The following is a 14,504-nucleotide window of genomic DNA, read 5'->3' as shown; positions in this document are numbered from 1 at the left end:
CTCCTTAGGCGCCTGGCGCCGTTTTGCGCGACTTCGGCATCTGCATGAAGATGGCCGAACCGTGCTTTTTCTTGCCGAACAAGGTCGGCTCGCTGGTGCCGTCCGAGCAGCCATTGCCGAAGCTGAAGCCGCACGAACCCTTCTCGTTGAAACTGTCCTCGGCCATTTCCTTGTGGCTGCTGGGGATGACGAAGCGGTCTTCGTAATTGGCGATGGCCATGATGTGGTACATGTCCTCCACCTGCGCCTTGGTCAAGCCCACCTGTTTCAGAACCGTGAGGTTCTCCACCTTCTCGACGGTCTTGCTGCGCATGTAGGCACGCATGGCCAGCATGCGGTCCAGTGCCGTGACGATGGGCGGCTGGTCGCCGGCCGTCAGCAGATTGGCCAGGTACTGCACGGGTATGCGCAGGCTTTGCGTGTCCGGCAGCATGCCGTTCACGCCCAGCTTGCCCGATTCGGCGGCCGCCTGGATCGGCGACAGGGGCGGCACGTACCACACCATCGGCAAGGTGCGGTACTCGGGATGCAGCGGGAACGCCACTTTCCACTCGACGGCCATCTTGTAGACGGGCGACTTGACGGCCGCTTCCAGCCAAAGGTCCGGGATGCCCTGGCGGCGCGCCTCGGCGATGATGGCCGGGTCGTGCGGGTCGAGGAACAGATCGAGCTGCGCCTGGTACAGGTCCTGCTCTTGCGGCACGGAGGCGGCAGCCTCGATCTTGTCGGCGTCGTACAGCAGCACGCCCAGGTAGCGGATGCGGCCTACGCACGTTTCCGAGCACACGGTAGGCTGGCCCGCTTCGATGCGCGGGAAGCAGAAGGTGCACTTCTCCGCCTTGCCGGACGACCAATTGTAGTAAATCTTCTTGTACGGGCAACCGGAGATGCACATGCGCCAGCCGCGGCACTTGTCCTGGTCGATCAGCACGATGCCGTCGTCTTCGCGCTTGTACACGGAGCCGGACGGGCAAGACGCCACGCACGTCGGGTTCAGGCAATGCTCGCACAGGCGCGGCAAGTACATCATGAAGGTGTTTTCGAACGTGCCGTACATCTCCTTCTGCATGTTGTCGAACAGTTTATCTTTGCTGCGCTGGGCGAATTCGCCGCCCAGGTCATCTTCCCAGTTCGGGCCCCACTCGATTTTCTCCATCTTTTTCCCCGTCAGCACGGAGATCGGACGGGCCGTCGGCGGCGTCTGCGACAGCGGCGCGCTTTGCAGGTGTTCGTAGTCGTAGGTGAACGGCTCGTAATACTCGTCGATGGCCGGCAGGTTCGGGTTGGCGAAGATGTTGGCCAGGATTTTCAGACGGCTGCCCTGACGCGGCTCGATCTTGCCCGCGTCCGTGCGGCGCCAGCCGCCATTCCACTTGTCCTGGTTTTCCCACTGCTTCGGATAGCCGATGCCCGGCTTGGTTTCCACGTTGTTGAACCATGCGTACTCGACGCCGTCGCGGCTGGTCCATACGTTCTTGCAGGTGACGGAACAGGTGTGGCAGCCGATGCACTTGTCCAGGTTCAGCACCATGCCGATTTGCGCTCTGATTTTCATACTATGCTCCTTCTTCCTGCAACGGGCCTTCGAGCCAGTCGACCTTGTTCATCTTGCGCACCAATACGAATTCATCGCGGTTGGAGCCCACCGTGCCGTAGTAATTGAAGCCGTACGCCAGCTGGGCGTAGCCGCCGATCATGTGCGTCGGCTTGGGCACGGCCCGCGTCACCGAGTTATGGATGCCGCCCCGCTTGCCCGTCATCTCCGCGCCAGGCACGTTGATGATCTTTTCCTGGGCGTGATACATCATCGTCATGCCGGCCGGGATGCGCTGGCTGACGATGGCGCGCGCCGTCAGGCTGCCGTTCACGTTGAACACTTCGATCCAGTCGTTGTCGACGATGCCGGCCGTTTTCGCGTCGGTCTCCGACAGCCACACGTGCGGTCCGCCGCGCGACAGAGTCAGCATGCGCAGGTTGTCCGAATACGTGGAGTGGATGCCCCACTTCTGGTGCGGCGTCAAAAAGTTCAGCGCCAGTTCCTTGTTGCCGTTCGGCTTGGTGCCCAGCAGCGCTTCCGTCGTCTTCGTGTTGATGGCCGGCTTGTACACGCACAGTCCCTCGCCGAAATCGCGCATCCACAGGTGATCCTGGTAGAACTGCTGGCGGCCCGTCAGGGTGCGCCAAGGGATCAGTTCATGCACGTTGGTATAGCCGGCCGTGTAGCTGACTTCCTCGCTTTCCAGGCCCGACCAGGTGGGCGAGGAAATGATCTTGCGCGGCTGCGCCTGAACGTCGCGGAAGCGGATGCTGTCATGCTCGCGCGGCAGCGCCAGGTGCGTATGCTCGCGTCCCGTGATGGCCGACAGCGCGGCCCAGGCCTTGACGGCCACGTGGCCATTCGTTTCCGGCGCCAGCGACAAAATCATCTCGGCCGCGTCGATGGCCGTATCGAGGCGCGGCTGGCCCTTGGAGACGCCTTCTTCGAGCACCGTGCGGTTGACGCCGCGCAGTACCTCGACTTCATGGCCCGTTTTCCAGGAAATGCCCTTGCCGCCGTTGCCGATGGTTTCCAGCAGCGGGCCGATCGAGGTGAACTTCTTGTACACGTCGCGGTAATTGCGCTCGACCACCGTCATGTTCGGCATGGTCTTGCCGGGAATGGCGTCGCATTCGCCGGCGCGCCAATCCTTGGGATCGAAAGGCTGGCCCAGTTCGCCCGGGGTGTCGTGCATCAGCGGCGTGAGGATGATGTCTTGCTGGGTGCCCAGCAGCTCGCCGCCGATTTCCGAGAATTTCTCGGCGATGCCCTTGTAGATTTCCCAGTCCGACTTCGATTGCCACAAGGGCTGCACGGCTTCCGACAGCGGGTGGATGAACGGATGCATGTCCGACGTATTCAGATCATCCTTTTCGTACCAGGTGGCCGTCGGCAGCACCACGTCGCCGTACAGGCAGGTGGTCGACATGCGGAAGTCCAGCACCACCAGCAGATCGAGCTTGCCTTCGGCGGCAGGGCGCACTTTCACCTGCTTCGGCGTGATGCAGTCGTCTTCGTCGCTGAGCAAGCCGTTCTGCGTGCCGAGCAGGTATTTCAGGAAGTACTCGTGGCCCTTGCCCGAGCTGCCCAGGATATTCGAGCGCCAGACGAACATATTGCGCGGGAAGTTGGCCGGGTTGTCCGGGTCGTCGCACGAGAACTGCAGCTGGCCCGCCTTGATCTGGTCGAGCGCATATGCGGCCGGCGCCTGCCCCGCCGCCTTGGCGGCCTTGGCCACTTCCAGCGGATTGGTCTGCAGCTGCGGCGCCGATGGCAGCCAGCCCATGCGTTCCGCCTTGGCGTTGTAGTCGAGCAGGGTCAGGTCGCCCGTGCCGCCGGCCGCCGATGGCGAGGCGATGTCGCCCGTTTCCAGCTTTTCATGGCGCCACTGGCTCGTGTGGGCATAGAAGAACGAGGTGCCGTTCATCTGGCGCATCGGACGCACCCAGTCCTGGGCGAAAGCCAAAGGCGTCCAGCCCGTTTGCGGACGCAGTTTTTCCTGGCCCACGTAATGGGCCCAGCCGCCGCCCGACTGGCCGATACAGCCGCACATCATCAGCATGTTGATGATGCCGCGGTACGTCATGTCCATGTGGTACCAGTGATTCAGGCCGGCGCCCACGATGACCATGCTCTTGCCGCGCGTCTGGTCCGCGTTTTCCGCGAACTGGCGCGCCACGGTGATGACGTCGGCACGTTTCACGCCCGTGTGCTTCTCCTGCCATGCGGGGGTGTACGGCACGTCGTCGTCATAGCTTTCCGCCACGTTTTCGCCGCCGAGGCCACGATCGATGCCGTAGTTGGCCAGCGTCAGGTCGAACACGGTGGTAACCAGGCCCGTCGTGCCGTCGGCCAGGCGGATGGTTTTCACCGGTACCTTGCGCAGCAACATGTCGGACGCATCCTTGCCGCCGAAGTAGGCGAAACCCACTTCCGTGACGGCGTCGCTGTCGTTGATCATGGAGAGCATCGGCACGATAGGTTCGCCGCTGCCGCCCGCTTTTTGCTCCAGGTTCCACTTGCCCGATTCGCCCCAGCGGAAGCCGATGGAGCCTGCCGGCGCCGTGATGGCGCCCGTGGTTTCATCGATGACGAGGGTTTTCCATTCCGGATTGTTGCTTTCGTCGAGGTTGTTGTCCAGGTGCGAAGCGCGCAGGAAGTAGTCGGGCACCAGGGTGCCGTTATGCTCCTTGAGCAGCACCAGCATGGGGAAGTCCGTGTACTGGCGCGCATAGTCGCGGAAGTAGGCGCTCTGCCCTTCCGAATGGAATTCCTTGAGGATGACGTGGCCCATGGCCAGCGCCAGCGCGGCATCCGTGCCCTGCTTCGGCGCCAGCCAGATGTCGCCGAACTTCACCATTTCGCCGTAGTCGGGCGAGATGGCCACGGTTTTCGTGCCCTTGTAGCGCACTTCCGTGTAGAAGTGGGCGTCGGGCGTGCGCGTCATCGGCACGTTCGAGCCCCACACCATCAGATAGGTCGAGTTGTACCAGTCGGCCGATTCCGGCACGTCCGTCTGTTCGCCCCACACTTGCGGGCTGGCTGGCGGCAAGTCGCAGTACCAGTCATAGAAACTCAGGGCCACGCCGCCGATCAGCGACAGGTAGCGCGTGCCGGAAGCATAGCTGACCATGGACATGGCGGGAATCGGCGAAAAGCCGACAACGCGGTCCGGGCCGTATTTCTTGATCGTCAGCGCATTCGCGGCGGCGATGATTTCATTCGATTCGTCCCAGGTGGCGCGCACGAAGCCGCCCAGGCCGCGGATGGACTTGTACTGCTGCGAGCGCACGGGATCCTGGCTGATCCAGTCCCAGGCCGTGACGGGGTCCATGGTCTTGCGCGCTTCGCGCCACATTTCCATCAGGCGGCCGCGCACCATCGGGTATTTCACGCGCTGCGCGGAATACACGTACCAGGAATAGCTGGCGCCGCGCGGGCAGCCGCGCGGTTCGTGGTTGGGCAGGTCGGGCCGCGTGCGCGGATAATCGGTTTGCTGGGTTTCCCAGGTGATCAGGCCATTCTTGACGTATACCTTCCAGCTGCATGAACCGGTGCAGTTCACGCCATGCGTGGAGCGCACGATCTTGTCGTGCTGCCAGCGCTGGCGGTAGGCGTTTTCCCAGGTACGGTCTTCATCGACCACGGTGCCATGGCCGTTTGAAAACGGCTCGGCGGGCTTGCTAAAAAATTTCAGGCGGTCCAGAAAGTGACTCATGCTACCTCCACATTGCGCCGCGGACAGCGGCGCCAGGTCTTAAAAAACGCTGCAAGCAGGATGGCTCAAGCGTCGATACAAACAGTCTATCGATGTGCCGTGCCCGGCGGTATTGGCAAGAAGTCGGTTTCCGGCACCAGGAATGCATAGGCGCGTAGTCACCCGGATAGTCACTATTGCCTATGGGCGGCAAGGCGGCGCTGCGGTATACCTGTCGTCATCGTTCAACCCAGAGAAAGAGCACCATGCCGATTACCGATTACGCCAGCCTGCTGCGCAGCGCCCGCAACCAGGAGCAGCCGCAACGCCTGCTGTTCACCTTTACCCAGGCGCAGGCCCAGCCTGGCGGCCAGGGCAAGTCCCTCACACCCGTGATGTGCGCCGACAAGCTGCCCGAGGAACTGGACAGCTTCGAGACATTGAAAGAGGAGTCGAAACAGATGCAGACGCACTGGGACGTGGTCTTCGTGGCGGGACTGGCTGGCCAGGACGGCCAGCCGCCCGCGGCGCAGGAATGCGAGGCGCCCCTGCGCGCCATGGTGATGGCCATCGAGCAAGGCCGCATCGACAGCCTGCTGGCGTTTGACCGCAGCGGGGATTTGTTACGTTTTAGCTGAATCCGGCCAAGGGCGCTCGTGCAGATGACGCGCCCGTTCGATCGGGCAGACCAGCGGCAAAAACTGCTGCTGGCGCGCCGAATATGCCATCAGGGCCCCGCTGTCGATGTCGAAATACCATCCATGCAGCTTCAACACCCCCTGCTCCACCCGCCGCTTCAGCCACGGGTAGGTGAGCAGGTTGTCCAGCGACTGCAGGATGCTGGCCAGCTCGCACGCGTGGTGCTGTTCCGCCGACGAGCGGTGCGCCAGCTCGCGCCGCACCCTTTGCGCCACCGGTTCGGCGATGCGCATCCACTGTCCCACGAAGTCCGTTTCCTGGCCTTCCGCGCGCGGCTGCGGTTCCAGCAGCGCGCGGATGCCGCCGCAGCGCGCATGTCCGAGCACGATGACCCTGGCCACTTCCAGCTTGCAGACGGCGAACTCGATGGCCGAACTGACGCCGGGCGGCGCGTCCGGGGTACACGGTGGCACCAGGTTGGCGATATTGCGCACGACGAACATGTCGCCCGGGTCGCTGCCCGTCAGCAGCATGGGATCGACCCGCGAATCGCAGCAGCCGATCAGCAAGGTCGAGGGCCGCTGCCCGTCGCGCAGGCTGTCGTACAAGGTTTGCGGCTCGCTGAAATACTGCTGCTGAAACAGGCTGAAGCCGTTGACAAATTTTTCCAGTTCTTCCATGACTACCTCGAATACTTTATACAGCGCCCGGCAACCAGGACTTGCCAGGCGTTCTGACGCCAACTAGCAAGGCATCGGCGCATTCTTGCGCGCATAGCACCACCAGGTGATGGCGATGCAGCTCACATAAAAGCCGATGAAGCACCACAAGGCCGCGTCGGGGCTGCCCGTCAGCGCAATCGAGGTGCCATAGCTTTTCGGGATGAAGAAGGCGCCATACGCGGCCACGGCCGACGTAAAGCCCAGAACGGCCGCGCCTTCCTTGTTGGCGTCGACGATGGCTTGCTCCTGCTCCGCCTTGCCCTTGCCGGCGGCCGCGCGCTGGTGCTCCGTCAAAAAGATCACCGGGATCATGCGGAAGGTCGACGCATTGCCGATGCCCGTGCCGGCGAACAGCAGCATGAACATCCAGAAGAAACCATTGAAGCTTCCTCCCACGCCCGCTTGCGGCATGAAGTACAGCACGCCCAGCACGGCGCCGATCATCAGCAGGAACGACCACAGGGTGACGCGGGCGCCGCCCAATTTATCGGAAATCACGCCGCCGGCCACGCGCGCCAGCGCACCGACCAGGGGGCCGAGGAAGGCATAATCGAGCGGATTCACGTCGGGGAACTGGATCTTGATCAGCAGCGGAAAGGCGGCCGAATAACCGATGAAGGAGCCGAAGGTGCCCGTGTACAGCCAGCACATGAGCCAGTTGTGCTTGCGCTTGAAGATCACGGCCTGTTCGGAAAACGAGGCCTTCGCCGACGCCAGGTCATTCATGCCGAACCAGGCCAGCAAAGTGGACAGCGCGATGAACGGCACCCAGATGAAGCCCGCGTTTTGCAGCCACATGTCCTTGCTCACGCCATTTTTCACCCAGGTGAGCGAATCGCCGCCCCAGGCGCCGAAGACGGCAAACGTGATCACCAGCGGCACGACGAACTGCACCACCGACACGCCCAGGTTGCCCAGGCCCGCATTCATGCCCAGCGCGAAACCCTTGCTCGCCTTCGGGTAGAAAAAGCTGATATTGGCCATCGACGAGGCGAAATTGCCGCCGCCGAAGCCGCACAGCAGCGCCAGGATCAGCATGGTCGGATAGCCCGTGTTCACATCCTGCACGGCCAGGCCGATGCCGATGGCGGGAATCAGGAGCGAGCCCGTGGAAATGGCCGTCCAGCGGCGGCCGCCGAAGATCGGCACCATGAACGAATAAAAGATGCGCAAGGTGGCGCCGGACAGGCCCGGCAAGGCCGTCAGCCAGAACAGCTGGTTGTTACTGTAGGTAAAACCGATGTTGGGCAGGTTGACCACCACCACGCTCCACACCATCCACACGGCGAATGCCAGCAGCAGCGCGGGAATCGAGATCCACAGATTGCGCGCGGCCGTGGCCTTGCCCGTGTTTTGCCAGAAGCTCGGAGTTTCCGGCTCCCACGTATTGATCATGTAGCGGCTCATGCTTTAGCTCCTGCAGGTTGATTGATAGTCGCCGCGCGCAGCGGCTTGAACGAGAAATGCATCCAGATGAGGGAAACGCAGACGGTGCCGTACAGGAGCATGAAGGAGCTCGAACGCACGCCGGTGAAGTCCACCAGGGCGCCGAACATCACGGGCAGGATGAAGCCACCGAGGCCGCCGGCCAGGCCGACCACGCCCGAGACGGCGCCGATGTTGTCGGAAAAATCATCGCCGATGAACTTGAAGACGGACGCCTTGCCCACGGCCATGGCGATGCCGACGATGAACAGCAGCACGGTGAACCACAGCGGCGACAGGCCGATATGGAAAGCCAGCGGACCCGTGACGGTTTCCACGACCATCTGCGTTTGCGGATACGACAGCAGGAAGAAGCACACCCAGCACACCCACATCACGGCCCAGGTGACTTTCGCCGCACCGTATTTGTCGGAGATCCAGCCGCCCACGGCGCGCAGCACGCCGCCCGGCAGCGAGAAGCACGCGGCCAGCAGCGCCGCGTGTTTCAGGTCGAAGCCGTATTCGGCCACGTAGTACTTCGTCATCCACAGCGCCAGCGCCACGTAACCGCCAAACACCACCGAGTAGTACTGGCAGTAGCGCCACACGCGGGGATCCTTCAGCACCTTCATCTGCGCCGAAAAGCTCTCGCCCGATGGCGCCAGATGCGATTTGTCCGTGTACGAGAACAGCCAGAAGATGATGGCCGTGGCCAGCATGGCCACGGCATACACCTTGGGCAGCATTTGCCAGCCGAAGGCGGCGACGATGCCGGGCGCGACGAACTTGGTCAGCGCGGAACCGGAGTTGCCGGCGCCGAAGATGCCCATCGCCAGGCCGCGGCGCTCCTTTTCATACCAGCGCGCCACGTAGGGCGTGCCGACGGAAAACGAACCGCCCGCCAGGCCGACGAACATGCCCAGCACGAGAAAGTGCCAGTAGGCGGTGGCGTAGGAAATCAGGTAGATCGGCACCACGCTGGCCAGCATCAGCCAGAAGAAGACGCGGCGTCCGCCGTATTTGTCCGTCCAGATGCCCAGCGGCACGCGCACGAGGGAGCCCGTCAGCACGGGCATGGCGGCCAGCAGGCCGAATTGTGTTTCAGTCAAACCCAGGCTGGTCTTGATGGGGATGCCCAGTACGGCAAACATCATCCAGACTGCAAAGCAGATGGTAAACGCGAAGGTGCTGCTGATCAGCACGGACGCCTGCTTGCGCCGCATGCCGGGTTCGACTGCCTTGTTACTACTGTTGTTCTTAGTGCCATCTAGGGTAGCCACGATGTTTCTCCATGAATGCACTGGCCGTCTGGCCAGCCGTCCCGACCAGCTTACGTGGCAGAGGGGAAAGGCACTATCGGCCACAGGGTGATTCTGGAAAGGCAATCTGGATAGCCGTATCGGCAAAAGTGACTAGATGGCGGAGGATGGACCTAGCCTGGATGGCGGGTGTTTTACAAACGCAGGTATTTTTGGCACACTCGGCGCCTGGAGAAAAAGGAGCGGCATGCAGAACAGGCACGAAACAGACCCCGTCATCACCCGCCTGGCCCAGACCGGCGATGTGGCAGCCATGCTGGCCTGCGACGCGTATGCGCAGGTGCACGCCAGCCGGGGCGATGCCGTGCGCGCCGCCGTCGGCAAGGGGCACTGCCAGGTGGCCATCCGGGCTGGCCTGGTCGCCGGCTATGTCCTCACGCACGACGACTTCTTCGGCTACGGCTTCGTCTCGCTGGTGGTGGTCGCTCCCGGGCAGCAGCGGCGCGGCGTGGGCTTGCGCCTGCTGGCCGCCGCCGAAGCCGCGTGCCAGACAGGCAAGCTGTTCACCTCGACGAACCAGTCCAACCTGGCCGCGCAACGGCTGTTCGCCAGCGCGGGCTTCGTGCGCAGCGGCCGGATCGACCATCTCGACGAGGCAGACCCGGAGCTGGTGTACGTGAAATGGTGCCGCTGATCACGCGTCCTCCCGACGGCGTATGGCGCGGCGCGCCAAAGGCGGCTATGCTGGCGCCACCATCAATCAACGCCCACCACATCACGCATGGATTATCTGAGCCTCAAGCATTTCCACATGGGTTGCGCCGCCGCCAGCGGCTTTCTTTTCCTCTTGCGCGGCGCCTGGATGCTGCGCGCCTCGCCCGCCTTGCAGCAGCGCTGGGTGAAAGTACTGCCGCACCTGGTCGACACGGCCTTGCTGGCCAGCGCCATCACGCTGGCCGTGTGGAGCGGCCAGTCGCCGGGCAGCCAGCCGTGGCTGGCCGCCAAGCTGTGCGCGCTGCTGGCTTACATCGTGCTGGGCACCATCGCACTAAAACGCGGCAAGACGCCGGCCGTGCGCGGCGCCGCCTTCGCGCTCGCCGTGCTGGTATTCGCCTACATCGTCGCGGTGGCCGTCACCAAGCAGGCCTGGCCGCTCTGATGCATCAGAACATGTAGCGCAGGGTGACGCTGGCGTTGCGCGGCGCGCCCCAGTAAGCCTGGTTATACATGCCAAGCTGGCTGTAGTAACGCTTGTCGAACAGGTTGTTGACGTTCGCCTGCAGCGACAGCTGGCGCGACAGCGCGTACTTCGCCATCAGGCTGGCCACGGCATAGCCGCCCTGCTCCACGCGCTGCGTGCCCTTCGGCCCGGTGGCGTCGCGGTAGGCGCCGCTCTGCCAGTTCACGCCGCCGCCCACGGACAAGGCGCGCCAGCCGCCAGGCAGCTGATACGTGGAAAACACGCGCGCCAGGGTCTGCGGCACATAGCTGTTCAGGCGCGCGCCGGTATTGTCCTCGGCCGCCGCATGCGACACGCTGGCCGAGACGTTCCAGCCCTGCGCCAGCTCGCCCGACAGATCGAGCTCCACGCCCTTGCTGGTGGTGCCGGCCGCCGCGTAATACGCCTGCGTCAGCGAATTGCCGACAAAATGGCCCGTATCCTCCTGCGCCAGGCCATCTTGCGCGATGCGGAACACGGCCAGCGCCGCGTTCAATCGGCCGCCGAAATACTCGCCCTTCACGCCCGCTTCCACATTCTTGCCCTGTACGGGATCGAGATAGCGGCCGAACCGGTCCTGGTAACCCTGCGGCTTGAAGATCTTGCTGTAGCTGGTGTACAGCGCATGCTGCGCGTCGATATCCCACACCAGGCCCGCATACGGCGTGACGGCATGCTTGGCATAGGCGTAGCTGCCGCCCCAGTCATCGACGTGGTCCGCCTTGTAGCGGCTGTAGCGCGCACCGACGATCAGTTTCAAGGGATCGGCCAGCGAAAAGCGCGCCGTGCCGTAGATGCCGCGCTGCTGCACCGTGTCGAGCAGCTGCCAGCGCGAGAAATTCGCGTCATTCCAGTCCGGCTCCGGCGTCACGCCCTGCCATTGATGGAAATTGCCATAATCGACGCTGCCACCCGAGATGCCCGGGTTGCTGGAGAACTGGTTGCTGCCGGATACGCCAAACGCCAGATCGTGCGTGCGCCCCAGCAGCTGCACGGGCCCTTGCACATAGGCGTCGACGCTGTCCTGGCGCCGCGTGCCCGAGTAAAACCCGGTGTAGCCCGTCACGCCCTGGCCCGTGGCCTTGTCCGGCCATGTATTGGCGAAAAGCTCGGCCGCCGAATAATTGCCCCAGCCGTGATTCAGCATGGCCGTCAGGTTCCAGCCCTTGCCCAGGTCCTGCTCCAGGCGCAAGAACGCCGTCTGGCTGGTGCTGAACCAGCGGCTCCAGGTGGTGGCCGTGGTGGCGGAACGGGGCAAGGTGGCGCGTTCGCCATCCGCATACCACAGCGGCAAGCCGCCATACATGCCGCCGCGCGGGCGGTTGTCCTGGTATTCATAGCCGGCGATCAGCACGCTGCCGGGCGCCAGGTCCGCTTCCACGGTGGCATAGGCCATGGCTTTCTTGCCGTGATACAGGTTCACATACGATTCGCTGTCCTGGTAGCTGGCCACCACTCTGCCGCGCACCTTGCCATCGCTGCTCAAGGGCGTGGAGAGGTCGGCGCTGGCGCGCGCATTGCGCCAGGAACCGAGGCTCAGGGCGGCATTCCCGGCCATCTGCTTCGATGACGCGCGCTTGCGCACCAGGTTGATGGTGGCCGACGGTTCGCCCGCGCCAGTGAGCAGGCCCGTGGCGCCGCGCACGATTTCGACCCGGTCGTAGGCCGTCATGTCCAGGGTGCTGTCGCCCACGTTGTAGGCATTGTCGACCGTGGTGGGAATGCCGTCGTACTGGTAGCTGGCGATGGAAAAGCCGCGCGCGAAGAACGAGGTACGGTCGCTGTCGTAGCGGTTGATGGCCACGCCGGCCGCGTTTTGCAGCACCTCTTCCACCGTTTGCAGGTTCTGGTCATCCATCTGCTGGCGCGTGACCACGCTGACGGCTTGCGGCGTCTCGCGCACGGACAGGCCCAGGCGCGTGGCCGAGCGCATGGTCTGCGTCGTATACGAGCCGCTGCCTTCCGTCGCGCCATTCGCATCAAAGCTGGCGCTGACCTTCATCTCCGGCATGGTCTGGCCTCCCTCGGCCGCTGCCACGTCGAGCACATAGCCGCCATTCGCCTGCGGCACGGCGCGCAAGCCCGAACCGGCGACGATGGCGCCCAGCGCCTCGGGCACGCTGTAGCTGCCCGTCAGTCCGGCGCTGCGCTTGCCGGCCACGGTGGCGGCCTGGTAGGAAATCATGGTGCCCGTCTGCTGACCGAAGCGCACCAGCACCTGTTCCAGGGTGCCGGCAGGTATCGCCAGCTCGATGCGCGCCGCACTGGCTGCCTGGGCAAGGGGGGCGGCAGCCGAGGCGCCGCTGGCGGCGAGCAGCCACAGGGCGTGGCTGACGGCCAGCGCCGCCACGCTGCGGCGGCATGTGCGGGAAGCGGAAGATGGGTAAGTAGGTGTTGTGCTGGGCATGCGGACTGTTTTCCTGAAAGTGAATGAGGGGTTCACTCGCTATGCCACGCGAAAATCGAAAAACCCTCACATTTTCAGAAAATAATCATGGATGCTTCCGATGCGGCACCACGCTCACCCAGAAGCGCGTGCTCTGGCGCACGTCGACGGGCAAGGTACGCGTCAGCATGTCCAGCACTTGCGTCGTGTCGGCCAGCGGATAGATGCCCGACACGCGCAGGTGGGCGACGGCCGGATCGCAGGCCAGGCGCCCATGGCGGTAGCGTGCCAGCTCGCCGACAAAATCGGCCAGCGGCATGTCGTGCGCCACCAGCATGCCGGCCGTCCACGCATCGGCGCCGGCAGGCAGAAGCTCGGCGGAGCCAACGCTGCCTGCCGTGAAAGTCGCTTGTTCGCCCGCCTGCAGCCTGCGCGCCGCATCGGGCGCTTGTTCCGGCAGCATGTCGACAGCGCCCGCAAATACGCCCAGGCGCGTGGCTTCGCTGCCGGCTCGCACGGCAAAGCGCGTGCCCACCGGTTGCAAGCGGCCCTGGCTCGTGCGCACGAAAAAAGGCCGGCCCGCCACGTCGCGTGCCGTGGCGACCATGATCTCGCCCTTTAACAGGGTCACCAGGCGCTGGCCCGCATCGAAACGCACGTCGATGGAGGTGGCCGTGTTGAGGGCGATGCGCGTGCCGTCTGCCAGCACGATGTGGCGCAATTCGCCCGTACCCGTGCGGTAATCGGCCAGCCAGAAGCGCGCCTGCTCATCGCCACCCGCCAGCCAGGCGCCGCCGCCCACGGCCAGCAGCGCCAGGAGTTTCAAAGACTGCCGCCGCGCCGTATTCGCTTGCGCGTGCAGCGGCTTGCGGGCCAGCGTGCCGTGCGCCAGCGGCGCGGGCAAGGCGCGCATGCGCGCCATGCAGCCTTCCACGTGCTGCCAGGCTTGCTCGTTTTCCGGGTCGCTGCCGCGCCAGGCGCGCCATGCCTGCTCCACTTCCGGCGTGGCGTCACCGGCCTGCAGCCGCACCAGCCATTCGACAGCCTGCAAGCTGGCCGCTTCCGGCGTGAGGGCGCCCATCACGGCGCCAGCCGGGAAAAGAAGCACTGGTGCATGGCTTTGACCAGGTAGCGCTGCACAGTGGCCAGCGAGACATTCAGCTCCAGCGCGATGGCCGCCTGCGGCATGCCATCGAGCTGCGACAGCAGAAAGGCGCGGCGCACGGCAGGCGCCAGGCCATCGAGGCGGCGGTCGATATCGAACAGGGCTTCGAGCAGGATCGCCTGCGCCTCCGGGTCTGGCGCGCATTGCGCCGGCAGGCTGGCCAGGGTTTCCAGGTAGGCCGCTTCCAGGTCGCGGCGGCGGTACAGATTGCCCAGCACGCCCTTGGCCACCGTCGTCAGGAAGGCGCGCGGCTCGCGCGCGGCGATGGTCTCGTCGCGATTGAGCAGGCGCATGAAGGTGTCGTGCGCCACGTCGGCCGCGTCAAACGCATTGCCCAGCTTGTGCCTGAGCCAGCCTTGCAGCCAGCGGTGATGTTGGTGATACAGGCTGCCCACCTCCTGGTGGACGCCGGATTGGGCAGGCGGCACGGAAAATCCTCACACGCAAACAATAAT

11 protein-coding genes are annotated in these 14,504 nt (G+C 64.2%); 3 read left to right on the top strand and 8 right to left on the bottom strand.

Annotated elements, in window-relative coordinates; translation table 11 throughout:
- Window positions 1-4 precede the first annotated feature (4 nt).
- The gene (narH, locus tag JAB1_RS08265) at window positions 5-1,555 is read right to left on the bottom strand and encodes a nitrate reductase subunit beta (RefSeq protein ID WP_034781611.1); all 1,551 of its coding nucleotides are present in this window, start codon (window positions 1,553-1,555) and stop codon (window positions 5-7) included.
- A gap of 1 nt (window position 1,556) precedes the next feature.
- On the bottom strand, window positions 1,557-5,255 hold the full coding sequence (locus tag JAB1_RS08260; protein WP_070279445.1) for a nitrate reductase subunit alpha: 3,699 nt from the start codon (window positions 5,253-5,255) through the stop codon (window positions 1,557-1,559).
- Window positions 5,256-5,500: 245 nt separating this feature from the next.
- Between JAB1_RS08260 and JAB1_RS08255 the strand changes: the two genes are divergently transcribed.
- A complete protein-coding gene (locus JAB1_RS08255; RefSeq protein ID WP_070279444.1) occupies window positions 5,501-5,872 on the top strand; it encodes a ribonucleotide reductase subunit alpha in 372 nt (123 codons plus the stop codon).
- Here the strand turns inward: JAB1_RS08255 and JAB1_RS08250 are convergent.
- The 3 genes from JAB1_RS08250 to JAB1_RS08240 form a co-directional block, all read right to left on the bottom strand.
- Window positions 5,858-6,553 carry a carbonic anhydrase gene (locus JAB1_RS08250; RefSeq protein ID WP_034781617.1) on the bottom strand — a complete coding sequence of 232 codons (696 nt, stop codon included), beginning with the start codon at window positions 6,551-6,553 and terminating at the stop codon, window positions 5,858-5,860. The genes JAB1_RS08255 and JAB1_RS08250 overlap by 15 nt on opposite strands.
- A 63-nt stretch (window positions 6,554-6,616) precedes the next feature.
- Window positions 6,617-8,002 (bottom strand): NarK family nitrate/nitrite MFS transporter, encoded by a 1,386-nt coding sequence (locus JAB1_RS08245; RefSeq protein ID WP_070279443.1) that lies wholly within the window; start codon window positions 8,000-8,002, stop codon window positions 6,617-6,619.
- Window positions 7,999-9,243, bottom strand: a complete 1,245-nt coding sequence (locus tag JAB1_RS08240) for a nitrate/nitrite transporter (protein WP_070279442.1) — start codon at window positions 9,241-9,243, stop codon at window positions 7,999-8,001. The genes JAB1_RS08245 and JAB1_RS08240 overlap by 4 nt, the downstream gene beginning before the upstream one ends.
- Before the next feature lie 283 nt (window positions 9,244-9,526).
- On the opposite strand from JAB1_RS08240, the gene JAB1_RS08235 reads away from it, so the two are divergent.
- A complete protein-coding gene (locus tag JAB1_RS08235) occupies window positions 9,527-9,973 on the top strand; it encodes a GNAT family N-acetyltransferase (RefSeq protein ID WP_070279441.1) in 447 nt (148 codons plus the stop codon).
- 87 nt (window positions 9,974-10,060) lie between these two features.
- Window positions 10,061-10,438: a SirB2 family protein gene (locus JAB1_RS08230; protein ID WP_070279440.1), complete on the top strand. Its 378-nt coding sequence runs from the start codon at window positions 10,061-10,063 to the stop codon at window positions 10,436-10,438.
- Between the two features lie 4 nt (window positions 10,439-10,442).
- Here the strand turns inward: JAB1_RS08230 and JAB1_RS08225 are convergent, their stop codons facing one another.
- The 3 genes from JAB1_RS08225 to JAB1_RS08215 all read right to left on the bottom strand — a co-directional run bounded on the left by JAB1_RS08225 (window position 10,443) and on the right by JAB1_RS08215 (window position 14,477).
- Complete coding sequence (locus tag JAB1_RS08225) at window positions 10,443-12,905, bottom strand: TonB-dependent receptor (protein WP_070279439.1); 2,463 nt, start codon at window positions 12,903-12,905, stop codon at window positions 10,443-10,445.
- An 85-nt stretch (window positions 12,906-12,990) separates the two neighbouring features.
- Window positions 12,991-13,965 (bottom strand): FecR domain-containing protein, encoded by a 975-nt coding sequence (locus JAB1_RS08220; RefSeq protein ID WP_070279438.1) that lies wholly within the window; start codon window positions 13,963-13,965, stop codon window positions 12,991-12,993.
- A complete protein-coding gene (locus JAB1_RS08215) occupies window positions 13,965-14,477 on the bottom strand; it encodes a sigma-70 family RNA polymerase sigma factor (protein ID WP_070279437.1) in 513 nt (170 codons plus the stop codon). The genes JAB1_RS08220 and JAB1_RS08215 overlap by 1 nt, the downstream gene beginning before the upstream one ends.
- Window positions 14,478-14,504 lie beyond the last annotated feature (27 nt).

It is taken from the genome of Janthinobacterium sp. MP5059B (assembly GCF_001758645.1).
Classification (GTDB): Bacteria; Pseudomonadota; Gammaproteobacteria; order Burkholderiales; family Burkholderiaceae_D; genus Janthinobacterium; species Janthinobacterium lividum.
The sequence above is the reverse complement of the archived record's forward strand: the minus strand, read 5'-3'. Positions and strand labels throughout refer to the sequence as shown.

What these genes read in the sequence shown, in the direction of transcription:
- narH (WP_034781611.1), bottom strand. Translation starts at nt 1,555, where the DNA reads ATGAAAATCAGAGCGCAAATCGGCATGGTGCTGAACCTGGACAAGTGC.
- JAB1_RS08260 (WP_070279445.1), bottom strand. Translation starts at nt 5,255, where the DNA reads ATGAGTCACTTTCTGGACCGCCTGAAATTTTTTAGCAAGCCCGCCGAG.
- JAB1_RS08255 (WP_070279444.1), top strand. Translation starts at nt 5,501, where the DNA reads ATGCCGATTACCGATTACGCCAGCCTGCTGCGCAGCGCCCGCAACCAG.
- JAB1_RS08250 (WP_034781617.1), bottom strand. Translation starts at nt 6,553, where the DNA reads ATGGAAGAACTGGAAAAATTTGTCAACGGCTTCAGCCTGTTTCAGCAG.
- JAB1_RS08245 (WP_070279443.1), bottom strand. Translation starts at nt 8,002, where the DNA reads ATGAGCCGCTACATGATCAATACGTGGGAGCCGGAAACTCCGAGCTTC.
- JAB1_RS08240 (WP_070279442.1), bottom strand. Translation starts at nt 9,243, where the DNA reads ATGCGGCGCAAGCAGGCGTCCGTGCTGATCAGCAGCACCTTCGCGTTT.
- JAB1_RS08235 (WP_070279441.1), top strand. Translation starts at nt 9,527, where the DNA reads ATGCAGAACAGGCACGAAACAGACCCCGTCATCACCCGCCTGGCCCAG.
- JAB1_RS08230 (WP_070279440.1), top strand. Translation starts at nt 10,061, where the DNA reads ATGGATTATCTGAGCCTCAAGCATTTCCACATGGGTTGCGCCGCCGCC.
- JAB1_RS08225 (WP_070279439.1), bottom strand. Translation starts at nt 12,905, where the DNA reads ATGCCCAGCACAACACCTACTTACCCATCTTCCGCTTCCCGCACATGC.
- JAB1_RS08220 (WP_070279438.1), bottom strand. Translation starts at nt 13,965, where the DNA reads ATGGGCGCCCTCACGCCGGAAGCGGCCAGCTTGCAGGCTGTCGAATGG.